This window comes from Vibrio sp. MOR3, from assembly GCF_001557775.1.
Taxonomy (GTDB): Bacteria; Pseudomonadota; Gammaproteobacteria; order Enterobacterales; family Vibrionaceae; genus Vibrio; species Vibrio jasicida.
Genome location: NZ_LNRD01000009.1, coordinates 195,772 through 222,424, shown reverse-complemented (window position 1 = coordinate 222,424; position 26,653 = coordinate 195,772). Strand labels below are relative to the sequence as shown.

General features: G+C 44.3%; 23 protein-coding genes. 6 read left to right on the top strand and 17 right to left on the bottom strand.

Translation table 11 applies throughout. The annotated features are described in order from the left end of the window. Positions 1-8: 8 nt before the first annotated feature. From tmk to yceD, 11 genes are all read right to left on the bottom strand, one after another. Entirely contained in the window at positions 9-641 is a 633-nt protein-coding gene (gene tmk, locus ATB76_RS17870) for a dTMP kinase (protein ID WP_038869457.1), read from the bottom strand. Continuing rightward, positions 638-1,654, bottom strand: a complete 1,017-nt coding sequence (gene mltG, locus ATB76_RS17865) for an endolytic transglycosylase MltG (protein WP_038881630.1) — start codon at positions 1,652-1,654, stop codon at positions 638-640. Before mltG ends, tmk begins: the two co-directional genes overlap by 4 nt. Beyond that, positions 1,651-2,466, bottom strand: coding sequence for an aminodeoxychorismate lyase (gene pabC / locus ATB76_RS17860; RefSeq protein ID WP_061035833.1), 816 nt, complete (start codon positions 2,464-2,466; stop codon positions 1,651-1,653). The genes mltG and pabC overlap by 4 nt, the downstream gene beginning before the upstream one ends. A 106-nt stretch (positions 2,467-2,572) precedes the next feature. Then, complete coding sequence (fabF, locus tag ATB76_RS17855) at positions 2,573-3,820, bottom strand: beta-ketoacyl-ACP synthase II (protein ID WP_038869452.1); 1,248 nt, start codon at positions 3,818-3,820, stop codon at positions 2,573-2,575. Positions 3,821-3,913: 93 nt separating this feature from the next. Then, a complete protein-coding gene (gene acpP, locus ATB76_RS17850) occupies positions 3,914-4,147 on the bottom strand; it encodes an acyl carrier protein (RefSeq protein WP_004406112.1) in 234 nt (77 codons plus the stop codon). 245 nt (positions 4,148-4,392) lie between these two features. Continuing rightward, positions 4,393-5,127 (bottom strand): 3-oxoacyl-ACP reductase FabG, encoded by a 735-nt coding sequence (fabG, locus tag ATB76_RS17845; protein ID WP_026000247.1) that lies wholly within the window; start codon positions 5,125-5,127, stop codon positions 4,393-4,395. Between the two features lie 34 nt (positions 5,128-5,161). Beyond that, positions 5,162-6,085 (bottom strand): ACP S-malonyltransferase, encoded by a 924-nt coding sequence (gene fabD, locus ATB76_RS17840; protein ID WP_061035832.1) that lies wholly within the window; start codon positions 6,083-6,085, stop codon positions 5,162-5,164. Positions 6,086-6,161: 76 nt separating this feature from the next. After that, positions 6,162-7,112 (bottom strand): beta-ketoacyl-ACP synthase III, encoded by a 951-nt coding sequence (locus ATB76_RS17835; protein ID WP_061035831.1) that lies wholly within the window; start codon positions 7,110-7,112, stop codon positions 6,162-6,164. A gap of 5 nt (positions 7,113-7,117) precedes the next feature. After that, on the bottom strand, positions 7,118-8,143 hold the full coding sequence (gene plsX, locus ATB76_RS17830; protein WP_038869447.1) for a phosphate acyltransferase PlsX: 1,026 nt from the start codon (positions 8,141-8,143) through the stop codon (positions 7,118-7,120). A 10-nt stretch (positions 8,144-8,153) separates the two neighbouring features. Further along, positions 8,154-8,324, bottom strand: coding sequence for a 50S ribosomal protein L32 (gene rpmF, locus ATB76_RS17825; RefSeq protein ID WP_005396978.1), 171 nt, complete (start codon positions 8,322-8,324; stop codon positions 8,154-8,156). A 59-nt stretch (positions 8,325-8,383) separates the two neighbouring features. Beyond that, complete coding sequence (gene yceD, locus ATB76_RS17820) at positions 8,384-8,908, bottom strand: 23S rRNA accumulation protein YceD (RefSeq protein ID WP_038869444.1); 525 nt, start codon at positions 8,906-8,908, stop codon at positions 8,384-8,386. A gap of 149 nt (positions 8,909-9,057) precedes the next feature. Here yceD and ATB76_RS17815 point away from each other — a divergent pair, with 149 nt between their 5' ends. Then, positions 9,058-9,639 carry a nucleoside triphosphate pyrophosphatase gene (locus tag ATB76_RS17815; RefSeq protein WP_038869442.1) on the top strand — a complete coding sequence of 194 codons (582 nt, stop codon included), beginning with the start codon at positions 9,058-9,060 and terminating at the stop codon, positions 9,637-9,639. A 251-nt stretch (positions 9,640-9,890) separates the two neighbouring features. On the opposite strand, the gene rluC is transcribed toward ATB76_RS17815, so the two are convergent. Next, entirely contained in the window at positions 9,891-10,835 is a 945-nt protein-coding gene (gene rluC, locus ATB76_RS17810) for a 23S rRNA pseudouridine(955/2504/2580) synthase RluC (protein WP_009707033.1), read from the bottom strand. Positions 10,836-11,471: 636 nt separating this feature from the next. Here rluC and rne point away from each other — a divergent pair. Further along, the gene (gene rne / locus ATB76_RS17805; protein ID WP_061035830.1) at positions 11,472-14,546 is read left to right on the top strand and encodes a ribonuclease E; all 3,075 of its coding nucleotides are present in this window, start codon (positions 11,472-11,474) and stop codon (positions 14,544-14,546) included. Between the two features lie 321 nt (positions 14,547-14,867). Then, entirely contained in the window at positions 14,868-16,427 is a 1,560-nt protein-coding gene (locus tag ATB76_RS17800) for a SulP family inorganic anion transporter (RefSeq protein WP_038869435.1), read from the top strand. A gap of 89 nt (positions 16,428-16,516) precedes the next feature. Here ATB76_RS17800 and ATB76_RS17795 read toward each other — a convergent pair whose 3' ends face one another. Next, on the bottom strand, positions 16,517-16,966 hold the full coding sequence (locus ATB76_RS17795; protein WP_061035829.1) for a low molecular weight protein-tyrosine-phosphatase: 450 nt from the start codon (positions 16,964-16,966) through the stop codon (positions 16,517-16,519). Between the two features lie 117 nt (positions 16,967-17,083). On the opposite strand from ATB76_RS17795, the gene cobO reads away from it, so the two are divergent. Continuing rightward, on the top strand, positions 17,084-17,689 hold the full coding sequence (gene cobO, locus ATB76_RS17790; protein WP_038869430.1) for a cob(I)yrinic acid a,c-diamide adenosyltransferase: 606 nt from the start codon (positions 17,084-17,086) through the stop codon (positions 17,687-17,689). Positions 17,690-17,766: 77 nt separating this feature from the next. Here cobO and ATB76_RS17785 read toward each other — a convergent pair whose 3' ends face one another. From ATB76_RS17785 to apbC, 3 genes are all read right to left on the bottom strand, one after another. Then, positions 17,767-19,854, bottom strand: coding sequence for an AsmA family protein (locus ATB76_RS17785; RefSeq protein ID WP_061035828.1), 2,088 nt, complete (start codon positions 19,852-19,854; stop codon positions 17,767-17,769). Between the two features lie 190 nt (positions 19,855-20,044). After that, positions 20,045-20,686 (bottom strand): uridine kinase, encoded by a 642-nt coding sequence (gene udk, locus ATB76_RS17780; RefSeq protein ID WP_038869428.1) that lies wholly within the window; start codon positions 20,684-20,686, stop codon positions 20,045-20,047. Positions 20,687-20,867: 181 nt separating this feature from the next. Next, entirely contained in the window at positions 20,868-21,944 is a 1,077-nt protein-coding gene (gene apbC / locus ATB76_RS17775; protein WP_061035827.1) for an iron-sulfur cluster carrier protein ApbC, read from the bottom strand. A gap of 157 nt (positions 21,945-22,101) precedes the next feature. On the opposite strand from apbC, the gene metG reads away from it, so the two are divergent. Together metG and ATB76_RS17765 are read left to right on the top strand one after the other, a co-directional pair. Further along, a complete protein-coding gene (gene metG, locus ATB76_RS17770; protein WP_061035826.1) occupies positions 22,102-24,162 on the top strand; it encodes a methionine--tRNA ligase in 2,061 nt (686 codons plus the stop codon). A gap of 213 nt (positions 24,163-24,375) precedes the next feature. Continuing rightward, positions 24,376-25,182, top strand: a complete 807-nt coding sequence (locus tag ATB76_RS17765; RefSeq protein WP_061035825.1) for a hypothetical protein — start codon at positions 24,376-24,378, stop codon at positions 25,180-25,182. Between the two features lie 71 nt (positions 25,183-25,253). Here ATB76_RS17765 and fadR read toward each other — a convergent pair whose 3' ends face one another. After that, the gene (fadR, locus tag ATB76_RS17760; RefSeq protein WP_061035824.1) at positions 25,254-26,093 is read right to left on the bottom strand and encodes a fatty acid metabolism transcriptional regulator FadR; all 840 of its coding nucleotides are present in this window, start codon (positions 26,091-26,093) and stop codon (positions 25,254-25,256) included. Positions 26,094-26,653 lie beyond the last annotated feature (560 nt).

The following is a 26,653-nucleotide window of genomic DNA, read 5'->3' as shown; positions in this document are numbered from 1 at the left end:
GATATCACTTATTGTTGCTCTAACCACTCATTAAGAGCGGCTTTGATGTCTCGTGACACTTCTTCAATCGTCTGTTGTGCGTTGATAATAACAATAGAGTCGTCTGCATTCGCCAGCTCTAAATAACGCTCACGAGTACGCTCAAAGAAGCTGATATCCATCTTTTCAATACGATCAAGTTCGCCACGACCACGAGCACGCTCAAGACCGACTCGCGGATCGATATCCATGTACAGTGTGAATGCAGGCTTGAACTCACCTAACGTGGTATCACGTAGGTTCTTCATAAGAGATGCATCGATTTGACGACCACCACCTTGGTAAGCCTGAGAGGACAAATCATGACGATCGCCCACCACCCACTGTTCGTTTGCTAGAGCTGGCTTGATGACGTTTTCGACTAGCTGAACACGCGCTGCGTAAAGCAAAAGCAGTTCGGTCATGTCTTTTAGGTCTTCACCCTCATGCTCTTCTTTTACAAGCGCACGCATTTTTTCTGCTAGCGGTGTGCCACCAGGTTCACGAGTATTAACAATGTTTTCGATACCCGCCATCTTTAGCGTATCTAAAACTGTTTTAATGGCAGTGCTTTTACCCGCGCCTTCTAGGCCCTCAACGACAATAAAGTTTGCTTTCATCATTTGTTCTTTCTTAGTTCTCTTAAATAGGCACGTACAGCACGATTGTGCTCAGCAAGGGATTTCGAAAATACATGTCCGCCCTTTCCACTTGCTACGAAATATAGATAGTTGCTGTTTTCTGGGTTTAAAGCCGCTTCAATCGATGCTTCACCAGCCATGGCAATTGGTGTTGGCGGCAAGCCATTAATCGTGTAAGTGTTGTACGGCGTTGGTGTTCGTAAGTCTTTCTTCCGGATGTTGCCATCATACGCATCGCCCATACCATAGATAACCGTCGGGTCAGTTTGTAGGCGCATACGTTTATTCAAACGGTTTACAAACACAGAAGCTACACGTTCACGCTCAGAATCAATCGCCGTCTCTTTCTCGATGATAGACGCTAAGATCAATGCTTCATATTTATCTTTGATTGGCAGTTTTTCTTGGCGTTGTCCCCAGTGAGCATCCAAAATAGCATTCAACTTATCATGAGCACGCTTCAGAATTTGACTTTCACTTGCGCCCGCAGTGTAGTGATACGTCTCTGCTAAAAACAAACCTTCTAGCTTATCTCGTTTAATACCCAATTTTTCCGCCATCTGTTTTTCAGATAAATCTGTCATATCATGCTTAACATATGGCGCAGCACTCAGTTGTTCGACCCACTCAGAAAAACGGCTCCCCTCAACAAACGTAATCGCAAATTGATGCTCTTTGCCAGTATTAAGTTGTTCGAGAGTTTCGTACAACGACACACTAGGCTCAAGTTGGTAAGTGCCTGCTCGCACCTGAAGAAGCTCTGGGTAAAGGTGGGGCATTAAACGAATGTAATCAGCAGCTTCTATGATGTCGTCTTTTACAAGATCACGCATCACTCGGTGAAAGCTGGTGCCATTTTCTACGGTAAACAGCTGAGGCTGCTCTATAAGAATTGGCGAGTTAACATATTGCTTAGTCTGTGAAACAACGTAAAAAACACCAGCTGCACCAATAACGGCAATCAGTACAACAAAAGCAAACAGTTTTTTAATCACGTATTTAGATTCCCTTGAAGTCGTTGTGTCAATTTTCCAATTGGAAATAGAGTCTTATTGTTTTGCGACGTAATACTCCTAACAGGAGCAACACCTAATAGAGAGTTACACACCCAGATCTCATCGGCCTCAAGCAGCTCGGCAAGCGAATAAGTACTTACTGCCACTTTAATACCAATAACATCTAAATATTCCAGAACTTTACGGCGCTGGACGCCAGCGACACCAGATAAACTCAAATCCGGTGTAAACACACTATTATCTTTAACCCAAAAAAGGTTTGCCATTGTAGTTTCAATGACATGATTTTGCACATTTAACGTCACAGCATCGGTAAATTCAGAGCCCTCTATTTCTGCTTTGGCGAGAACTTGTTCTATTCGGTTATTATGCTTATGTCCGGCCAGAAGCGGTTGAATACCAAGGCGGGTTTCACAGACCCCTAAGTGGACACCATTTTTTTGCCAAAAAGGATAACGAGAAGGAAACGCAAAGTTAGAGACACTGACCGTAGGTCCCTCAATGCCACTTGGACTGTACCCTCGCCCACCTTCACCACGGCTGATGTGAATTTTGATACCTGCCAATTCATCTTTCAAAATAGCTTGGGTAGCCCATTCATGGACAGTGCACCAATTTGGAGAAGGTATTTGTAATGTTTTTAAGCACGCCTCCAGCCGCTCGATATGTTCTGGCCAATAAACCAGTTCACCTTTTTTAGTCAAAATAGTGGTGAAGCAACCATCGCCATACTGAAAAGAACGATCGCTAACTGAAACGTGCGTTTGTGGAAGTCCATTTACCCAGAACATTCAAATACCCTTGCTTTGTGAGCGCCAAATAAAACAAAACGGCTCAATGCTAAGCATCGAGCCGTTAGAATACAAGTTTCGTGTCTCTAAACAGTGTTAGAGATTTTTACTCAGCAAATTTTTTGAATACAAGCGAACCGTTTGTTCCGCCGAAGCCGAACGAATTACAGATAGCGTATTCCATATCAACTTTACGCGCTGTGTGCGGCACAAGGTCGATATCTAAGCCTTCTTCTGGATCATCAAGGTTGATCGTTGGTGGAACAATTTGGTCAACCAGCGATAGAACCGTAATAATAGCTTCAACCGAACCTGCAGCACCTAGTAGGTGACCAGTCATCGATTTAGTCGAAGAGACAAGTACTTGCTTAGAGCCTTCTTCACCAAGAGCACGTTTCACACCCTTGATTTCAGCAACGTCACCCGCAGGCGTTGATGTACCGTGAGCATTCACGTAACCAACTTGAGTACCTGTGATGTTTGCGTCACGCATTGCTGCTTCCATCGCTAGAGCGCCACCTGAACCATCTTCACTTGGAGAAGTCATGTGGTAAGCGTCACCAGACATGCCAAAGCCAACAAGCTCTGCGTAAATCTTAGCGCCGCGTGCTTTCGCGTGTTCATACTCTTCAAGAACCATAATACCGGCACCGTCACCAAGAACGAAACCATCACGGCCTTTATCCCAAGGACGAGACGCTTTTTGTGGTTCGTCATTGCGAGTAGAAAGCGCTTTTGCTGCACCAAAACCAGCCATACCTAGTGGAGTAGATGCTTTTTCAGCACCACCAGCAACCATAGCTTCAGCGTCACCGTATGCGATCATACGTGCCGCGTGGCCAATGTTGTGAAGACCAGTAGTACATGCTGTAGAGATCGCGATGTTTGGACCACGAAGACCACGCATGATAGATAGGTTACCTGCAACCATGTTTACGATGGTCGAAGGAACAAAAAATGGGCTAACTTTGCGAGGGCCTTTATCAACAAGTGCTGTATGACCTGTTTCGATAAGGTCTAGGCCGCCAATACCTGAGCCGATTGCAACACCAACTCGAGCCGCGTTTTCTTCGGTAATTTGTAAGCCAGAGTCATCTAGCGCTTGGATACCAGCAGCAATGCCGTATTGGATGAATAGATCCATTTTACGCGCATCTTTTTTAGACATGTACTCTGTGCAATCGAAATCTTTTACAAGACCTGCAAAACGAGTTGAGAAGTTTGTTGCATCGAAATGTTCGATGTTAACAATACCACTTTGACCTTCTAGCAGGGCTTTCCAAGATGATTCGACTGTGTTGCCTACCGGTGACAACATACCCATGCCAGTGACAACTACACGACGCTTGGACACGATATAATTCTCCGGGAATTGAATGTTTCTATGAGAGGATAGAAGAAGTTAGAAAGAACACAGGCGGTCTAGGAGACCGCCTGGGAGAGATAATTACTGAGCGCTGTTTACGTAGTCGATTGCAGCTTGAACAGTAGTGATTTTCTCAGCTTCTTCGTCAGGAATCTCAGTGTCGAATTCCTCTTCTAGAGCCATAACTAGCTCTACAGTGTCTAGAGAATCAGCACCTAGATCATCAACAAATGAAGCTTCGTTTTTAACTTCTGCTTCGTCTACACCTAGCTGTTCAACAATGATTTTCTTTACGCGTTCTTCGATGTTGCTCATTTTTCTTTTCCTTTACAGATTTCGCCTAATGCGATGATTCCGTAGTTTATTCGAACTATTGAAAGTTGCAAGGGGGTCCTTGCTGGTCAAACCACAAAATTAGCGAATTTAACCGAATTTCAATACATTTTTGACTTAAATCATGCACAAATCTTGCGCATGAGCATGACAACTTAATGACAGTTAACAGCAACTATAGGCTATTTTTCACAAAGTAAAACAGCTTATTTTGCGCGAACTGTGCATTAAACCATGTACATGCCACCATTTACATGCAAAGTTTCACCAGTAATGTAAGCCGCTTCAGGTGAAGCAAGGAACACAACTGCTGATGCAATTTCACGTGGGTCACCTAGACGACCTGCAGGCACGTTTGACAACGTTGCTGCACGTTGGTCATCATTTAGCGCCTTAGTCATGTCAGTTTCAATAAAACCAGGTGCTACTGTATTGACTGTCACGCCACGAGAAGCAACTTCACGAGCCATCGACTTAGTAAAGCCAATCACGCCCGCTTTTGCTGCAGCATAGTTAGTTTGACCAGCGTTACCCATAGTACCAACAACTGAACCTACATTGATGATACGACCCGCACGTTTTTTCATCATGCCGCGTAAAACCGCTTTAGACATGCGATAGATAGGCGTTAGGTTCGTATTTATGATGTCATTCCACTCATCATCTTTCATGCGCATAAGTAGGTTATCACGCGTGATACCAGCGTTGTTAACTAGGATATCAATCGCACCAAACTCATCGTTGATGTTTTTTAGTGTCGCTTCGATTGACTCAACGTCAGTTACGTTAAGTGCAAGGCCTTTGCCATTTTCACCTAGGTATTCGCTGATCGCTGCTGCGCCGCCTTCAGACGTTGCAGTACCGATAACTGTCGCACCGCGCTCAACAAGAAGTTCAGCAATTGCACGACCAATGCCACGGCTCGCGCCTGTCACTAGGGCAATTTTACCCTCTAGATTCATCATGTTGTGTTTCCCTTTTCTTATCGTGAGTAAATTACTTAGCGGCTTCTAGCGACGCGACGTCGTTAACAGCTGCTGCGCTTAGTGTTTTCACGATACGTTTTGTCAGACCTGTAAGTACTTTACCAGGACCAAGCTCAAGAAGATTTTCTACGCCTTGCTCACTCATTAGCTGCACGCTCTCAGTCCAGCGAACTGGGCTGTGTAACTGGCGAACAAGTGCATCTTTGATTTTTGCAGGATCTGTTTCTGCTGCCACATCAACGTTGTTGATTACTGGAAGCTGTGGCGCATTGAATTCAATAGACTCTAGCGCAACGGCTAGTTTCTCTGCTGCTGGTTTCATTAGTGCACAGTGTGAAGGCACAGAAACTGGAAGAGGAAGTGCACGTTTAGCGCCTGCTTCTTTACATAGTGCGCCGGCGCGCTCTACTGCGTCTTTGCTACCTGCAATAACAACTTGACCAGGCGAGTTGAAGTTTACTGGAGAAACGACGTCACCTTGTGCTGCTTCTTCACAAGCTTTTGCAATGGCTTCGTCATCTAAACCGATAATCGCGTACATTGCACCAGTACCCGCAGGTACCGCTTCTTGCATCAGTCGACCACGTAGCTCAACCAGTTTGATTGCTTCTTTAAAGTCAATCACACCAGCACACACAAGCGCTGAATACTCACCTAGGCTGTGACCCGCTAGGTTTGCTGGTTGCTCTAGACCAAGATCTTGCCATACACGCCAGATAGCCACAGATGAAGCTAGTAATGCAGGCTGAGTACGGAAAGTTTGGTTTAGATCTTCTGCAGGTCCATTTTGAACAAGCGCCCATAGGTCGTAACCTAGTGCGTCAGATGCTTCTGCAAATGTTTGTTTCACTACGTCATATTGTTCGCCTAGGTCAGCAAGCATACCTACAGCTTGTGAACCTTGACCTGGAAATACGATAGCAAACTTGCTCATGTTGTTTTCCTTTAAGCAAAGTAAAAAGAAATAAGATGCACCGCAGCGCATCTTAAATTTTGAATTCTTGTGAAAGTTAGAACTTCACCAGAGTTGAGCCCCAAGTGAATCCGCCGCCAAACGCTTCAAGAAGCAGAGTTTGACCACGTTTAATACGACCATCACGTACCGCTTCATCCAGTGCTGTTGGCACGGTTGCTGCTGATGTGTTGCCGTGTTTATCAAGTGTAATCACGACTTGGTCTAGTGACATCGAAAGCTTCTTCGCTGTCGCTGAAATGATGCGGTAGTTCGCTTGATGCGGAACCAGCCAGTCTAGTTCAGACTTATGCATGTCGTTCGCTTCAAGCGTGTCTTTTACTAGCCTTGAAAGCTGAGTAACGGCTACTTTGAACACTTCGTTTCCAGCCATATGCAGCCACTTGTTCGCATCTTTACCACGTTCAGGAACAGGCAGGCTCAATAGATCGCCAAACTGGCCGTCTGAATATACGTGCGTAGAGATAATACCAGGCTCTTCGCTTGCACCAAGGACAACGGCACCCGCAGCATCACCAAATAAGATGATAGTTGAGCGATCCGTTGGATCACATGTTTTCGACAATGCGTCTGCACCAATCACAAGCACATTTTTGCACATGCCAGATTTGATGTGTTGATCAGCAACAGACAATGCGTATACAAAGCCTGAACAAGCAGCGGCTAAGTCGAATGCAGGACAACCTTTAATGCCAAGCTTTCCTTGCACCTGACACGCAGATGAAGGGAAAGTATGGCTACTGCTAGTAGTAGCAACGATAATCAGGTCGATATCGTTTTTGTCGATGCCGGCCATATCGATAGCGTTTTCAGCTGCGTAGAATGCCATATCTGCAACTGTTTCATCTTCAGCTGCAATTCGACGCTCTTTAATACCAGTACGAGCTACGATCCACTCGTCACTTGTATCTACCATTTTCTCTAGGTCTGCGTTAGTACGCACCTGAGATGGCAGGTAGCTGCCAGTACCTAAAATTTTGCTATACATGAAGACTAATAATGCCTCTCGAGTAAAACCGCTTCCAAACGATCGCTAATACGGCTTGGTACTTGTCGTTTGACCTCGTGTACTGCCTCGCCAAGTGCATTGACAATCGCAGATACATCCGCACTTCCATGGCTTTTTATGACGATGCCGCGCAATCCTAGCAAACTTGCGCCGTTATACTGGTCGGGGTTCAGTGTTTTTAGTTCATTAAATAGCCGAGAAAACAGTTTTCTAGCAATCCATCCCTTTATCGTTGATGCCATCATGCTGGTTTTTAGTTTTTCGATAAAGAGTTGCGCTGTTCCCTCGCTGGCTTTTAAGCATACGTTACCGACAAAGCCATCACAAACAATGACATCGGCCACGTCATGCAAAATTTGATTACCTTCAATATAACCCACAAAATTAATTGCGTCGGTTTGAGAAAGCATTTCTGCACAGCGTTTGACTAAATCGTTTCCTTTAATTTCTTCAGCACCAATATTCAGTACCGCCACTCGAGGTGGGTGGCCAAGATGCTCTTCGGCTAATGCACTGCCCATTACAGCAAACTGAAATAAACTGTCAGCATCGCACGACACATTTGCACCAAGATCTAACATCCAAGTACGTTTGCCACTGATGGTTGGTAATGCGGAAACTAAAGCAGGACGCTCAATACCAGGAAGCAGTTTAAGAATAAATCGTGAGAGCGCCATAAGGGCACCGGTGTTCCCACCACTCACACATGCATCTGCTCCGTTTTCAGAAACGAGATCGATAGCCATACGCATAGAGCTGTTTTGGCTGTTACGTAATGCTAATGAAGGCTTTTCTGAATTTGAAATCACTTTCTCGCTATGAAGAATGCTCAAACGAGAACTGGTCGAGGTGCCTAGTTGGGATAATTGAGACGTGATCAGAGGTTGATCACCTATAAGAATCACTTTTAGCTCTGGGAAATGAGACAGTGCCTGCACGGCGGCAGGCACTGTTACGCGTGGACCGAAATCCCCGCCCATTGCATCAAGTGCAACGGTAATACTTTGCAAAGGTTCAACCTTACTTGTTGATAACCTTTTGACCACGGTAGTAACCTTCAGCAGTTACGTTGTGGCGTAGGTGAGTTTCACCAGAAGTCGCGTCTACAGATAGTGCAGCTGTAGTTAGCGCATCGTGTGAACGACGCATACCGCGCTTAGAACGAGTTTTACGGTTTTTCTGTACGGCCATTGACCCTACTCCTATACTATTGGGTTAAAAACCTAAAGAAGAAGCGGCTACCACACCAGTTACTTTTTCAGATTTTTCAAAACGTCGAATGGATTCGGTTTTTCTTCCTCAATTTCTTCAGGAATCTCACCAAAAACCATGTTATTTGAATCAACGCTACAATCCGCTTCGTCGTGCATTGCGATTTGAGGCAATGTTAAGATGAACTCATCTTCAACTAGTTGTATAAGGTCTAATTCACCGTACTCATTTAGATCTACCAAATCATAAATTTCTGGTGCTTCCTCTTCCGTCTTCTCACCGTAGTAAGGAGTGTAAAGGAATTCAACTTCACACTGATGTGTGAATACCTCATTACAACGCTGACACTCTAAATCGACTTCGATGTTAGCTTTACCAGAGATAACAACAAGTCGCTGTTCATCAAGATCAAATGACAATGAGACTTCTGCGTCGCGTTTTACGCCTTCAGTTGTTTCCGCTAAGCGCTTGAAAAGACTAGCTTGGATGATGCCATCGTAATCTAATCGTTTCTGTGCGGACTTCGCCGGATCAACCGTTCGCGGTATTTTTACCTTTTGCATAGGGCGCGAATATTATCTTCCAAATCAAAATTAGTCAAAGAAAAAGGCAAAAAAGTTGTACTTTTTTACGCTTAACATACAGAGCATTAGCCAGAATCGATTTTGATCGATTATCCTATTGGAAATGCTTGTGCGAATTGTAATTCAAAATGAAAAATTACCAACTGGTTTTAGCCTCAACCTCCCCTTTTCGTAAACAACTGCTGGAAAAACTAGCAGTGCCTTTTACTTGCTTGTCACCGAACAGCGACGAGACACCTTTGCCGAACGAGACACCTTTAGAATTGGTGCAAAGGCTCGCAATTAGTAAAGCCACCTCTTGTGACACAACCGATAACAGCTTAGTGATAGGCAGTGACCAAGTCTGTGTTATTGACGGTAATATAGTTGGCAAGCCGTTGAACCGAGAAAACGCCATTAAGCAATTATTAGCTCAAAGCGGTAAAACTATCACTTTCTATACTGGCCTTGCTGTACACAACACTAATACGAACCATACTGAGGTCGGCTTCGATACGTTTGAAGTGCATTTTAGAGCGTTAACCCAAGAACAAATCGAACGTTACGTCGATAGAGAAGAACCATTTTACTGCGCAGGCAGTTTTAAGAGTGAAGGCATGGGGATTTGTCTGTTTAAGAAGTTAGTCGGCAAAGATCCGAATACGTTAGTCGGGCTGCCGCTTATTGATTTGATCGACATGCTGCAAAAACAAGGGCTAGATATTTTGTAGGGAATCAGGAATCAGGAATCAGGAATCAGGAATCAGGAATCAGCTCTATTTTGTCTTTCTACATACCAATTCTGTCAACTCCAGTTAGAACTTAGCTTCTTTCACATGCCCTCCAACGGAGCGCTTCCGAATATTAGAGCGCTGCATTCCGAACGCCCTTGTAATCCAACTCAACGATCAAAAAAGCCGATGTATTAACATCGGCTTTTACATAGTTTTTTGCAGTCCAGAAGGAGTAGATACTGTTACCTCTACTTTTTACGCAAACCCGCTAAGACTTTCTCTAATTTCGCTTCCATCGGCGCGTTGATTTCCATCCACTCATCATTCGATGGGTGCTGGAACTTGATGTTAGCTGCGTGTAGGAACAAACGGTTCAAACCAACCTGACCAGTGTACGCATCAAAACGACGATCCCCATAGCGGTCATCCCATGCAATTGGGTGGCCCGTGTATTGAGTATGCACACGAATCTGGTGAGTACGCCCCGTAATTGGGCTGGCTTGAATCAACGTTGCTTGCTCGAACTTCTCCAACACTTTAAAACGCGTCTCAGACGGCTTACCGTTTGGATTCACACGAACAATACTGTTCACTTCGTTTTTAAGAAGTGGCGCATTAACAACTTTGCAGCTGTTTTTCCACTCGCCCATCACAAGCGCGAAGTAAAACTTCTTCACTGTTTTCTCACGGAACTGTGCTTGCAGGTGACGCAGTGCTGAACGCTTCTTCGCAACAAGTAAGATTCCGGATGTATCACGGTCAATGCGATGAACAAGTTCAAGGAAGCGAGCTTGTGGACGCAGTGCTCTGAGTGCCTCAATCGCACCAAACTTCAAACCACTTCCACCGTGCACTGCCGTACCGGATGGCTTGTTGAGAATCAAAAGATGATCGTCTTCAAAAATGATCTTATCTTCTAACTCTGCCACTTTATTTAGCTTCGTACTTGGTGCAACGTCGTCTTCTTTCTTTTCTACCGTAACTGGAGGAATACGAACAAGATCGCCTGCTTTTAGTTTGTACTCTGCTTTAATGCGCTTTTTATTTACGCGTACTTCGCCCTTGCGCACAATTCGATAAATCATGCTCTTTGGGATGTCTTTTAATTGGTTACGCAAGAAATTATCAATGCGTTGACCCGCCATATCTTCGTCGATATCGACGAACTGGACTTGTGTTCTTATTTCGCTCATGGCCGCTATTGTAAACCCAAATCTGTGTGACTTCACATTATTCTTGCTGCAAAAGAAACACTTGTAGTCATAAATAGTCCCAAAACTCGCCAAGCTTTTGTTTAGATTATTAAAAGTCTTTATCAACTTCTCTATTTGTTTCTCGTCTTTCTCAGTTTGCGAGACTCAAGTGCTTATGAAACAGCCAGTTATAAATTACAAAAATTGAATTTAGCGCCAATTTTTCCATGGTTTGCGCTAAAGCAGATTGCTGATATCAACCTGCGCTGCTATAGTTCACAGCTGCTAAGGAAGGTTTGGTTACATTTTGTTCATTACCAATCATTTACCCCAAGCAATGTGAGTAGGTTGTTGAATGTCAGGTGCAGCATTGGCGTAAGACACATTGAGTTCAACACACTTGTCACTCTACTCCTCGCATATTCACGTTGAGTATCAACCGCCCGAATAGCGGGTCACAAGTTTCCGTTTCCAACGAAACCCAAAAGAATTTGTGATGACTGAAGTGCCCGAGAGCATCCCCTTCCAGCCGGGAGGCTGCAAAATATAAGCCATGGGATCAGGCACCGTGAAAGAGCGAAAAACCAGTGACAAGTTGCAAAGAAATATAAAAGAAAAGACAACGAGAAATTTTCAATGAAAAGAATGTTAATTAACGCAACTCAAAAAGAAGAGTTGCGTGTCGCTCTGGTTGATGGCCAGCGACTTTTCGATCTTGATATCGAGAGTCCAGGTCATGAATCTAAAAAAGCGAATATCTACAAAGGACGTATCACACGTATCGAACCAAGCTTAGAAGCCGCATTTGTTGATTACGGTGCTGAGCGTCACGGTTTCCTACCTCTCAAAGAAATTGCCCGCGAATATTTCCCTGAAGGTTACACTTACCAAGGTCGCCCAAGCATTAAAGAAGTGCTGACTGAAGGTCAAGAAGTAATCGTGCAAGTGGAAAAAGAAGAACGTGGTAGTAAGGGGGCAGCCCTAACTACGTTCATTTCTCTTGCGGGTAGCTACCTTGTTCTCATGCCTAATAACCCTCGTGCTGGCGGTATTTCTCGCCGTATCGAAGGTGACGAGCGCACTCAACTGAAAGCCGCTTTAAGCACGTTAGAACTACCACAAGGTATGGGTCTAATCGTACGTACTGCTGGTGTAGGTAAGAGTGCAGAAGAACTTGAGTGGGATTTGAACGTACTACTTAACCACTGGGGTGCGATTAAGGGCGCAGCAGATTCTAACCCTGCTCCATTCCTAATCCACCAAGAAAGTAACGTAATCGTTCGTGCAATCCGTGACTACCTACGTCGTGATATCGGTGAGATTCTAATCGACAGCAATACCATCTACGAACGTGCTAAAGAGCACATTCAGCTGGTACGCCCAGATTTCATCAGCCGCGTTAAAAAATACGAAGGCGAAGTACCGCTATTTAGCCACTACCAAATCGAAAGCCAAATTGAATCGGCTTTCCAACGTGAAGTGCGTCTACCATCCGGTGGTTCTATCGTAATCGACCCAACAGAAGCGCTAACTTCTATCGACATCAACTCTGCTCGCGCAACAAAGGGTGGTGATATCGAAGAAACAGCATTGAATACTAACTTAGAAGCAGCAGACGAAATTGCTCGTCAATTGCGTCTACGTGACCTTGGTGGTTTGGTTGTTATCGACTTTATCGATATGACACCAGTTCGCCACCAACGTGAAGTTGAAAACCGTCTACGTGAAGCTGTTCGCCTAGACCGTGCTCGCGTTCAGATTGGTCGTATTTCTCGCTTTGGCCTTCTAGAAATGTCTCGTCAACGTTTGAGCCCTTCTCTTGCAGAAGCGAGCCACCATATCTGTCCTCGCTGTAGCGGTACAGGTGTCGTTCGTGATAATGAATCCCTAGCTCTATCCGTCCTTCGTTTAATCGAAGAAGAAGCACTGAAAGACAACACCGCGCAAGTTCTTGCCGTTGTACCTGTTCCGATTGCCTCTTACCTTTTGAACGAAAAGCGTCGCTCAGTAAACCACATCGAGCGTATCCAAGAAGTTAAGATCACCGTTGTTCCTAACTCTGATATGGAAACGCCACACTTCGAAGTGATTCGTGTACGCGAAGGTGAAGAGTTTGACCTGCTTTCTTACCTACTTCCTAAGAAATTGGAAGCAATGAAAGAAGCAGAAGGCAAAGAACCTGTTGAAGTTGAAATCAAACCAAAACGTATTGAAGAACCAGTACTAAAAGGCTTTGCTTCACCAACTCAAACTGCACCAGCTCCGGCTTCTAAACCAGCACCAGCTGCTAAGAAGAAAGAAGTGGTACAGGAAGAGAAACCTGGGTTGTTCAGCCGTCTATTTAAAGCACTAGGTAGCTTCCTATTTGGTGGTTCTGAAGAAGTTAAAGAAGAGCCGAAACAAGAAGAGAAGAAACCAAACCGCGACAATAAACGCAACAAACGTGATCGCAACGACCGCCGTCGCAACAATCAGCGTGGCGAAAACCGTGAGAATCGTGGTGACAGAGATAACCGTGATGGCAACCGCGACAACAAACGTCGTCGTAAACCACGTGAAGAGCAGTCAACAGAGCAGAACGAAACACAGCAGCAGTCTAATAAACCGCAAAACCGTAACCAAAAGCGCAAGCCAAAAGCTCAACAAGCTGAAAAAACTCAAGAGCAAAAGGCAAACGCTAAAGTTGCGGAAAAAGGTTTACAACTAGCTGCCGAAGCTCGTACTGGTTCAGAGGCGAAGCCTGAAGAAAACAAAGCGAAGCCAAACGCGAAAGCAGAAAAAGTGAAAGAGCGTCGTCAACGTCGCAAACTGAACAAATCTGTTCGTGTGAAGGACCAACAAGCCGCCGAGCAAGCAGTTGAAACTGTAAAAGCCGTTGAACCTGTTGAAGCGCCAGTTGAAAAGCCAGTAGAGGCAGCAGCAGAAGCACAACAAGACAACAAGGCAGAGTCGAAGCAACGTCGTAACCGTCGTTCTCCACGTCACCTACGTGCAAGTGGTCAACGTCGTCGTCGTGGTCGTGATCGCCGCCCTAACCCATTCCGCCTACGTAAAGGTGGTGTAGCCTCTCCAGAGATGGCAATGGGTAAAGTAATGCCACGTTACATTCCAAAACCAGCGCCTAAGAAGGAAGAGCGAGTTCAGGAAGAAACCGTTATTGCAACATCAGCGGTACCAGCAATGCAAGGTGGTTTTGCTTGTCCAGAAATGGCGATGGGTAAAGTTATCATTCGTCGTGAACAACCTGTTGTTACTGAAGCACCAGCTGTTGAACCGAAAGTTCAAGAGATTGTTGAAGCAAAAACTGAAACACCAGTTGTAGAAACGGTTGTTGTTGAAGCACCAGTCGTGGCTGAACAAGCTCCAGTTGTTGAAGTCGTTGAGGCTGTTGAAACTCCAGTGGTTGACGCAACAGAAACCGTTGTAGAAGCAGCACCTGTGGTAGAAGCGATTGAAGAAGCAGCAGAAGAAGTTGCCGTTGCAATCGAAACACCAGCAGTAACAGCAGAGCCAAAAGCAGAAGTCATCAAAGTTATAGCTAAACCACAAGCTAGCGCACCAATGACGAAAGCACCGGGCCCTCAAGAAATTCGCGAAATTTCTGTTACCGCAGCACCACTTAAAGCTGAACGTTACACGTCGAAAGGCGCTGGTAGCCAAGTAGCAACAAATAGTGCAACAGCGGCAATGACAAAACCGAACTTTAACTAAGTTTAAAACTGTCATAGCTTAAAGCTAAATAAAAGGCTGCCATTTGGCAGCCTTTTTTGTTACTTATCGTGTTAACTGAAATTGTTCATATTAATATCAACGACTGATCACATTTGTCGGTCATTATCCCTATCATTCTTGAACTTAATCACACTTTTCGGTAGCATTCGCCGACTCAAGTTTTCGACACCATTCTGATGCTGCTCTTTTTTTACTACGGTTTGTGCTGATCGAAGTGGCTAACACTTCACCTATCAGTACTTGTGCAAATATGAATATGTGTCGAGAGAAATTCATCGCCAAGAGAACTCAATACAAACCATGTTCGAATTTCCTCAATTTTCTAAGCACTCCGTAAAAAATGATGTGCTTTCAGGCTTAACCGTTGCGCTTGCGCTGGTTCCTGAAGCAGTAGCATTCGCCTTCGTTGCAGGTGTAGATCCAATGGTCGGTCTATATGCTGCATTCATTGTAGGCCTTATCACCTCTATCTTTGGTGGCCGTCCTGGCATGATTTCAGGTGCGACCGGTGCAATGGCAGTGGTAATGGTATCGCTAGTTGCAACCCACGGCGTGCAATATCTATTTGCCGCGATTATGCTGGCGGGTATTCTTCAGATTGCCGCTGGTTTATTCAAACTAGGTAAATTCATCCGTATCGTTCCACATCCAGTAATGATTGGTTTTGTAAACGGTCTAGCTATTGTTATCTTCCTAGCACAGTTAGGTCAGTTTAAAGCGCCTGATATCAACGGTATGCTAACTTGGTTACCACAGGACCAAATGTTCCTTATGCTAGGTTTGGTTGCTTTGACGATGGGCATCATCCACTTCCTACCTAAGATCACCACAGCTGTGCCATCTTCGCTTGTTGCGATCGTGACAGTGACAGCGCTTGTTGTTGGTTTGGATCTGGAAACTCGCACAGTAGTAGACTTCCTACGTACTATGTCTGGTGACGAAGCAGCGACTTTGGCGGGCTCTCTCCCTACATTCTCCATTCCAGCGGTACCATTGACACTTGAAACACTACAAATCATTCTGCCGTACGCAATCATCCTTGCAGCTATCGGTCTGATTGAGTCTCTGTTGACGCTGACTGTTCTAGATGAAATGACGAATACTCGCGGTCAATCGAACCGTGAATGTATCGGTCAAGGCATGGCAAACATGACGTGTTCAGTATTTGGTGCGATGGGTGGCTGTGCAATGATTGGTCAATCAATGATCAACGTAAATTCAGGTGGTCGTGGTCGACTTTCTGGCATCGTTGCAGCAAGTGCACTTCTGATCTTTATCCTATTTGCATCATCGCTTATCGAAATGATCCCTCTAGCTGCGCTAGTCGGTGTGATGTTCATGGTTGTAATCGGCACATTTGAATGGGCGACCTTCAAGCTTGCACGTCGTGTACCTAAACAAGACTTCTTCGTTATCGTTCTAGTAACTGTCGTTACGGTGCTGACTGACCTTGCGGTCGCCGTTGCTGTCGGTGTTATTGCATCAGCGCTGATGTTTGCATGGCAGCACGCAAAACACATCTACGCAGACACTCGTTTGAATGAAGAAGGCTCTAAAGAATATAAAATCCATGGCCCTATCTTCTTCGGCTCAGCGGCAAACTTCCTAGAACTGTTTAACGCGCACGGCGATCCAAAAGATATTATCGTTGACTTCGCTGACTCTCGCGTAACAGATCACTCCGCAATCGAAGCGATTGAAACTTTGGCAGAGCGCTACGCTGCACTAGGTAAAACACTTCACCTACGTCACTTGAGCCCAGACTGCCGCAAGCTTCTTGATAAAGCTGGTAGCTTGGTTGAAATCAATGTGAAAGAAGATCCAAGCTATAAAGTAGCAACAGACATTCTAGCGGGTTAATCCCAAATTAGATTGTTCAGGTATAGTTCTTTAGAAAGCGAAAAAGGGATGAGTCATACTCGTCCCTTTTTGTTATCTGTTATTTACATTTATAGCTTGTTCAAAATCGCTTCTGAAGCTTCTTCAATCAAATCTAATACCAATTCAAACCCCCTTTCTCCACCGTAATATGGGTCAGGAATTTCATCGTATTTGGAGTCCGAATGGCTAAAAAATAGCGAGACTTTATGGCGATGCTCTACCGGGCAAATATCCAGAAGATCCGCAAGATTCGCCTTGTCTGCTGCGAGTACAAGATCAAACTCTCCAAAATCCTCAACCTTTACCTGACGTGAACGTATTCCTTTAAAAGAATAGCCTCGTTGCTTACCGGCTTGCATAGAGCGTGCATCTGGTGAATTACCTGCGTGGTAACCAATTGTGCCAGCCGAGTCAATTTCGACATCCACACCAAGCTTTTCGGCTTTCGCTCTCAGTACCGCCTCTCCAGTTGGAGAGCGACAAATATTTCCCATACAAACAACGAGTATTTTCTTCATTTTATTCCCTGAATTATCGATGGTTTTTCTTCACGATGTGTTGGTCTATCATAGCGAGATAATCCAATGAACCCAAGTCAGCTTGGGCAAGGCACGACAAGGAATTGAGGAAGTAATATGTCTATCGAAGAAAACAAAGAAGCACGCCATAAGGCTCGCCAACAAAAAGTAAAAGAACAGGTAGACGCAAAAATTGCTGCGGCTCAAGAGGAAAAAGGCTTGCTACTGGTTATCACAGGTAACGGTAAAGGGAAGTCAACTTCGGGCTTCGGAACAATCGCTCGTGCAGTTGGTCACGGTTTGAATTGTTCCGTTGCTCAATTTATTAAAGGTACTTGGGACAACGGCGAGCGTAATCTACTTGAAAAACTTGGGGTAGAATTCCAAGTGATGGCCACGGGTTTTACATGGGAAACACAGAATAAAACGGCGGATACAGATGCTGCTCAGTTAGTTTGGCAAGAATGTAAGCGTATGCTTAAAGACGAATCGATCGATGTGATTCTGTTTGACGAATTAACTTACATGGTGAGCTATGGGTACATAGACTTGGATGAGGTCGTAGAAGCCCTAAACAACCGTCCTAAAATGCAGTCTGTCGTGATCACTGGCCGCGGAGCACACCGCACTCTGATTGAAATGGCCGATACAGTATCGGAAGTAAAGAACGTCAAACACGCTTTTGAATCTGGCGTAAAAGCTTTAAAAGGTGTGGATTGGTAATCTATTCATCGTGCAATAATTAATAAAAAAGGGTTGGCGTATTGCCAACCCTTTTTTCTTTTAGATTTAGACCGCAGTTAATTGAACAAGCCTTTCAATAGGCCATCAACGGCTTCTTTGGTCTTCTCATCTTTGATCTTGTCCGTTAGCTTCTCTACACCACGATCAATTTCTTTCTGCGCTTTTTGTTTTAACACATCATCAAAGACCAGTTTGAATTTAGGCTCTGCCCATTTTCCAGATACATTGATAGGAATGGTAATGTCTTTAAGTTCATCGATGTTCTTACCACCTTGCCCTTCTAAAGAACCAACCACTGAGGTACTGATCGTAAAATCGACGGTTTCATTCAGATAGTTGGCTTTACCTTTACCGCGCACACGCAATAACGGTGATTGGGCTTTCATGTTATCCGTTGAAACGACACCTTTATTCAGTTTCAATGTTGCTGTCATAGCACTGAAGTCGGTTTTCTTCACTTCATCTGTGCCGTCTAAGCTCTGTCCTTTGAAACGTGCGTAGTTTTCACGAATCAAGTGAGCAACGTTAATGCCGTTAACTGCACCATCGGTAAAGTTAATCGCGATAGTACCAACTAAGTTCTTTTTGATGCCTGTTGGAGTGAGGCTGCTGCCCTTCACATTAACGTCAATATTACCTGTTCCTTCAAGCATATCGTTGTTCGCTACATCAATAAGTAGCGGTTGAACATGAATACCTTTGATCGACTTCTTAGCCGTATAAGTCGCAGGTGATTTACGAGCATCCAACTTAGCTGTTGCAGAAATCGTACCTTGATATAGCTTAGAGGTGAACGAGTTCAGATCAAACACACCACGATTGATAGAGAAGCTTGCTTTTACGGCTTCCATCTTTGCATTCGCCGCTTTGAATTTATCGATCGTGATATCGCCTTTCACGTCTAACGTTTTCAATGCAGACAGGTCCGGTTCAACTTCTGGTCCTGCTGGTGCTTTGCTACCACCAGATGCTGGTTTATCACCCGCAGGAGCTTGATTATTCAAGCCCAAAAATTCATCTAAATCGATATTAGGGCTGTGCACAGCAAAGCGTACCTTAGGAATATCCCCCAGAGTGACATCCGCTTTACCATCAAGTGCAATGGCGTTCGCCGTTAGCTTCTCCAACACAAAGCTCAGGTGACTCTTAGTTAGGTCAAACGAAAGATCCGAAGCCATATCCACTTTCATTGGTGATTGCGGCAGCGTATCCCCCTCAAAAGTTGAGTTGAGCGTCAACTTGTTTAATTGCACTTTGCTAATCGCCTTATCAACGTTCAGCTCACCGCCGCCTTTCATATCGAGTTTCATGCCACCCGCTTCGCCTTTGAGCGCATAGCTTAGGTTATTGGCCTTATCGAACTCAAAAGTGTCCAGACCGATAGTTGCCGAATCAATCTTGTTTGTCGCATCCGCATAAGTCGCATCAAAGTTAATGTCTTTCAGAGCATAGTTTGCAAGACCTTTCGCCAACTTAAAGTCAGCTTTACCTTGGGCGGTAAACTTCTGCTCATTCATCTCACCTTTCACACCAAAATCTGCGGTGGTCCAGTTATCAAAAGCAAACTGGGAGAGATTTAAAGAGATATCAGAAAGCTTAATATGGCTGTCTGCTTGCTTGTCTTGGATTTCAACATAACCATTTGAGATGGTGACTCCTGCAAGATTGATTGTCCAATCGGAACCAGAACCTTGTGTTGCACTCTCCTGCTCCGACGTAGTATCCGTTGTTTGCTCAGCTTGTTGAGTTTGCGCCTTGGTAAGGGCATCAATATTTTTGCTGCCATCTTTCAAGGTTTCTAAATAGAACTCAGCGCCATCCAGTGTGACATTGCCAATTTCTAATTGTTTGCTCAACAGAGGCGTAACTGAAACATCCACCCCGACGGCGTCGACTTTGAATAAGTTTGGTTGGCTAAAACCTTGAGGATTGCGCAGCTCGGTGCGTCCCAGTTCGAAACCAATCGATGGGAAAAACTGCCAACTGATATCGCCTTCAATCACCAACTCTAAACCCGTTTGCTTCTGCGCTTGTTCCACAATAAGGGGTTTAAATTGATTCGGATTGACGAAAATAATTAATGCTAAAACAACGGCCAAAATTGCCACAACAGGTATGGCGATAATTAAGAGCAGTTTCTTCATTCACTTTTTCCTTGCTCGTGTGTTTTTAAAATTATAATAGCTGACGCCACTTATCGCAGACAGTTCCGCAAAAGCGTGAAAAACATCCAATTTTTATCTGCAACTGACTAATTTAAAAACAAAAAAAAGAAGTGGCACCTAAGGTGCCACTTCTTATCACAAAAATAAAGCGATATAGCCGTCTAAAGGCTTAAGCTTTCAGAAGTTTTGCAATGTGCGCTTTAAGAACGTCGATTGCGATACGGTTTTTACCACCACGAGGAACGATGATATCTGCGTATTGCTTTGAAGGTTCAATAAATTGCATGAACATCGGACGAACAGTTTGTTGGTATTGCTTAAGAACAGAGTCCATTGTACGACCGCGTTCTTCAACGTCACGCTTAACACGACGAAGTAGACAAATATCCAAAGGCGTATCCATAAACACAGTTGCGTGCATTAGGTTACGCAGGCGTGGGTCCGTTAGCAGCAAGATGCCTTCTAAAATGATTACCTTTTTAGGAGTCATTGGTGTGGTGTTACTTGTACGAGTGTGCTCAGTGTAGCTGTACTCAGGCACTTCTACGGCTTCGCCACGCACCAATTTTTCCAAGTGTTCACAAAGTAGGTCGTGGTCTAACGCGCTCGGGTGATCGTAGTTAGTCTTTACACGCTCTTCCATGCTTAGTTGGCTTTGGTCGTTGTAGTAGCAATCTTCCGTGATGACACCGATTTGATGATCGCCCACTTTCTCGCGAAGCTCATTGTAAATCGTGCTCGCGATCAGACTTTTTCCAGAAGCAGAAGCGCCAGCAATACCTACGATGACGCATTGATTATTATCAGACATTAGTTTGCACCCGATGATGATTTTCTAGTCACATAAAAAGATAAACTGCGTGATTATAGGGAGTTCACCCCATAGTTACTAGCTGGAATTAGAGTTTCGTTATAAGTTTCTGTCTACCTAGAGGATCAACCTCTAGGCAAACGATAAAACGAACAGTTTTCAACCAGTACTGTTTAAGAACTTAGTTTACCATTGTAAAACTGATTGCATCTGGCTTGGTCTTTCCTTGCCAATACATGATGCTACAAACACGATCGGCCAATTGCTTGTAGTAGCCAGCATGCTCACTCTCCGGACGTCTTGCGACCGTTGGAGTGCCCAAATCAATGTCTTCCCGCATTGAAATGTGCAATGGGATTTGACCCAGTAAGGCTAAGCCAAACTCTTGCGACATTTTTTCAGCTCCGCCAGTACCAAAAATGTGCTCGACCGCACCACACTGACCACAAATGTGATAACTCATGTTCTCAACTACACCGACAACTTGGACGTTCACTTTATGGAACATCGCCGCCCCTTTACGAACATCCGCTAATGCAAGATCTTGTGGTGTCGTAACAAGCACAGTACCTGTTACTGGAATCTGCTGTGACAACGTTAATTGAATATCACCCGTACCAGGTGGCATATCAATCACCAAGTAATCAAGCTCTGGCCAATCGGTTTCCGTCAGCAACTGTGAAAGCGCTTTAGAGGCCATCGGGCCGCGCCAAATGGCCGCTTCCGACTTATCCACTAAGTAACCGATAGAATGAGTATAGATACCATGTGCGAAAATAGGCTCCATCCATTTCGCATCGCGAACTTCTGGTTTTGCGTCTTCTTGACCTAGCATCATAGGAACCGATGGGCCATAGATATCAGCATCTAACAAGCCAATTTTCGCCCCCGACTGTGCAATGGCTAAAGCAAGGTTGACAGCCGTTGTCGATTTACCCACGCCTCCCTTTGCTGAGCTAACTGCGATAATGTTTTTCACGCCTTTAACGGCATTGGTAACTTGCGTCTCAAGCGCTTTGATATTCAACTCGATTTGAAAATCGAACGCTGGAACATCACCCGATGCTTGTTGCTCTTTAACCCAATGGCTCAACGCAACTTGGAGTTCGTTGCTCGCAAACGGCAGGGTAATTTGAATACCACCTTGCACGGGGATCGCAACCATACCATTAATATCTGCCCAGTTTTCCACCAACTGCGGATGTTGAAACTGGTTAAGCCAATGACAAAAATCTTGTTTTGAAGTGAACTGATGCATGAGGCCTCCTTTATGCATCTAATCGTAGCACCCAGCGGCGAGATTCAGAACCCCAAAAAAACTAAGGCAATCCATGGTTTGATGCCTTGGCGTTAGGGAACTCATGGGGTAGTATTAGTCTCTATTTTTTATACCTATCAAAAAGCGATTATTAAGTATGGCAAACGATCCAAGAAAACTGCTGGTAACTTGTGCCCTTCCGTACGCTAATGGTTCGATTCACCTAGGTCACATGCTTGAGCACATTCAAGCTGACATCTGGGTTCGCTACCAACGCCTGCGTGGCAACACTGTAAACTTCATCTGTGCTGACGATGCTCACGGCACGCCAATCATGCTAAAAGCACAACAGATGGGTATTACGCCAGAAGAGATGATCGCTGCAGTGAGCGAAGAGCATCAAAAAGACTTCGCTGGCTTTGATATTAGCTTTGATAACTACCACAGCACACACTCAGAAGAGAACCGTGAACTGGCTTCTCACATCTACCTTGAGCTGAAGAAAAACGGTTTTATCTCTAGCCGTACTATTTCTCAGTTGTTCGATCCTGAGAAGGAAATGTTCCTACCAGATCGCTTCGTTAAAGGTACTTGCCCTAAGTGTAAGTCAGAAGACCAATATGGCGACAACTGTGATAACTGTGGTGAGACGTACAGCCCAACTGAACTGATTAACCCAAAATCAGCAGTATCTGGCGCAACTCCAGTAATGAAAGACTCTGAGCATTTCTTCTTCGACCTACCTCAGTTCGAAAGCATGCTAAAAGAGTGGACACGCTCTGGCTCACTGCAAGCTGAAACAGCAAACAAAATGCAAGAATGGTTCGAGTCTGGTCTGCAACAGTGGGATATCTCTCGTGATGCGCCTTACTTCGGTTTCGAAATTCCTGGTGAAAAAGACAAGTTCTTCTACGTATGGCTAGATGCACCTATCGGCTACATGGGTTCATTCAAGAACCTATGTGACAAGCGTGATGACCTAGACTTCAACGAATACTGGAAGAAAGACAGCACTGCTGAGCTTTACCACTTCATAGGTAAAGACATCGTTTACTTCCACAGCCTATTCTGGCCAGCAATGCTAGAAGGTTCTGGTTTCCGTAAGCCAAACAACGTATTCGTACACGGCTACGTAACAGTAAACGGCGCTAAGATGTCTAAGTCTAAAGGCACATTCATCAAAGCGAGCACGTACCTAAACCACCTAGACCCTGAGTGTCTACGTTACTACTACGCAGCGAAACTAAATAGCCGTATCGACGACCTTGACCTTAACCTTGAAGACTTCACTCAACGTGTAAACGCTGACGTAGTAAACAAGATTGTTAACCTAGCTTCTCGTAACGCAGGTTTCATCACTAAGCGCTTTGAAGGCAAGCTATCTGCTGAATTTGCGGAACCAGAGCTTTACAACGAATTTGTTGCAGCTGCTGAGCGTATCGGTGAGCTGTACGAAACTCGTGAATTCAGCCGTGCTATCCGTGAAATCACAGCGCTAGCAGACAAAGCGAACCAGTACATCGATGAGAAAGCACCTTGGGTTCTTGCAAAAGAAGAAGGTAAAGAGAAAGAGCTTCAAGAAGTTTCTTCTGTAGGTATCAACCTATTCCGCGTACTAATGGCTTACCTGAAACCAGTGATGCCTGAGCTTGCGGCTCGCACTGAAGCTTTCCTAAACGAAGAGCTAACGTGGGAAGGCGTTGCTACTCCGCTAACTGATCACGAGATCACTAAGTTCAAAGCGTTATTTAACCGAATTGATCCTAAGAAAGTGGAAGCGATGATTGAGTCTTCTAAAGAAGATGCAGCGGCAGAAATAGCAGCAAAAGAGAAAGCTGAAGCTGAGAAAGAAAAAGCAAGCCAAACTGAGCTAGACAAAGATCCTATCGCTGAAGAGATTGAGTTTGATGCTTTCGCAGCCGTTGATATGCGTATCGCGCGCATCATCTCGTGTGAAGAAGTGCCAAAAGCAAACAAGCTACTGAAGTTCCAACTGGACATCGGTGGTGAGACTCGCCAAGTATTCTCTGGCATCAAGTCAGCTTACAAACCTGAAGAGCTAGAAGGCAAGCTAACCGTAATGGTAGCGAACCTAAAACCTCGTAAGATGAAGTTTGGTATGTCTGAAGGCATGATCCTAGCAGCGGGCCCTGGCGGCAGCGACCTATGGATCCTTGAGCCACACGAAGGTGCTCAGCCAGGTATGCGTGTAATGTAATTCATTACGTTATCGTATTGCTTAAAAATCCCTGCCAATTCGGCGGGGATTTTTTTTTGACCAAATTCACACTTTTGGTGAGAGTACGCACCAAATTTGTACGCCTGATTTTAATCAAAACTCATAACACCCTGTTTTTATTGACTTTAATTATTGGCATTAAAACTGCTCCTACTTACTTGCTAGGTCAAAAGCACTAACAAGGAGTTGGTTATGTTTGTTTTGATTTCAACTTTCATTTCAATTGCCATTCTGGCGGGGATTTATCACTTGGCTGCGAAGCGCGAGAAGCAACGTGCTCGTAGATACCAGCTACTCAGTTTATTGCGTGATGTTGTCTACCTATTACGGCGTCATCGAGCAATGACTCACCACTCTCTCCAATATCATCAAAACCACGAAAATGAGATAGAACACGTCCATCGTGAGTTGAGCAATAAGTTACACCTATTACTTGATACGTCACACTTCGAGAACAAACCCATGTATCGCGTGCTGCAAATCAAAATCGATAAACTGATGGAGCAGTGGGAGGATAACTCTGTAGCACGTAATCAGATGGAACATGGCCGGTTAATTCGTCACTGTTTGTTCCTGATGGATGAAGTGACCATTGCGTGGTTGGCTATCGCTCAAAGAGATGAACTTAATGACGAATATCACATGAATTGGCAAACTGTCATCGACAGCTTAGAAACATTAACTCAGTTACGGATCAGTATCCAAGATATGGAAGATCGCGGCGGTCCTGAACGAATGCGCAATTATGCGTCAGTAATGATAAGAAGGCTTAATCAGCTTGTGGTTATCAGCCCTTTGAGCCTTGCCTCTCCTACATCAGTAAGTTCCATACAGGCACTCAACGAATACATTGATGGGGATATCAACACGCTTAAAGTAGAGAAGTTGTATGATATTACTTCGGATTTATCTTTGACCATATTTAACACTTACGACCACATTCTGTCAGATATTATTGAAGTCCTGTATCAACCGCTACCAAAGTTATCTTTAGCCTAGTAGTTAAAATAAAAAACCGCAGTCGAGTGACTGCGGTTTCTTTATTCTTGAAAACGTCGTTAAGTTGAAGCTTAGCTGTCGTCTTCAGTGAAGTTGGTTGGAAGTTGCAGCTTCATCTCATTCCAGATCTGTGCACTTTCCATACCGTAATGACGAATCAAAATCGGTAGCTGATCACGCTGACCTGTTTCACAGGTTTCAAACAACTGACGGTAGAATCTCAATGCCAGATCACGTGATGCTGGGTTCGAGAAGTAGTAGCTGCCTACACGATCATAAAGCTTTCTCAAACCGTTAAAAATCAAGCCGTAAATTTGGTTGCCAGAATGGAATGCAAGGCGTTGAAACAGCATGTAGTCATAGAAGTTGAACGTCTTAGCAATCAGAATCTGTTGGCGTTTTGCTTCATCTTTTTCGTTGTCTTCTTTGACACTTTGCAGGATTTTGTCTGCATATGGAGACGCGGCAATAAAGTCATCCCAAGAAGGTGCGCTAACAAGTGCTTCACAAGATTCAATTACGTTCTGGATTGTACGCTCAGACGCCTCTTTGTTTGCTTTGAATGCATAGCGCATAAAAATTGGACTGATATTCGTACGTGCCGCAAGCAAATCTTCAACGATGTTTGTCGCGTTATCAACATCTAACGTCATTAGCGTGTCCAAGATATGCAGACCAGAAGTCTCCATGAATTGGTTCACTTTGGTTGGTTTACCATGCTGGATAGTCAACCATCCATCACGAGCAAGACGTTGCAATACTTCACGTAGTGTAGTTCGAGTAACCCCGATCAGTTCAGATAGTTCACGTTCAGCGGGTAAAATTGAGCCAGGAGGAAAACGGCCGTTCCAAATGCTCTCGATTATGTATTTTTCTGCGAAACCCGCAGGGCTCTTAGCCTTAATGACCATTCTGTTTTTATCCAATATTGATTTCTAAGGGTCGATACCACTCATCATACCACTACTTAACGATTAGCGAAAATTAACGATCAATAAATGAAACGATTTCTCAATATAGAGTTAATACTCTACATATATCTTCAATTTAAAATACCAACCACTTGGAACCAAAGGCGCAAAAGTCATATTCTGTATAAAATACAGCAGTCATAAAGTCATATAAAATAAAGCCTACCTCGTCACATTTTTCTGCTCAAAATATGCAAAATAAATTTGTGTTTTACGATTAATATTCTTTCTTAATTGCTCTTTTCTCGTAATTGACTTCGTTTTAAATTCCAAGGTGATTTTTTTTAAGCTTTTCGTGGTATAGTAACGCCGTTTTGATCGCGTTATTACAAATAAAAAGCAGTTTTAGTCGGAAGCATCACGTTTTGTTATTGACTATAAAATGCCGAGGTGTAGAGTTGCGGTCGAAAGTGAGCGGTGCTTAAGTTCAGGGGAAGTAACTTGGCAAGACTACAGTAAGACAATGGATTGTTGTTTTTCTAAGTTATTGTTTTAAAAGA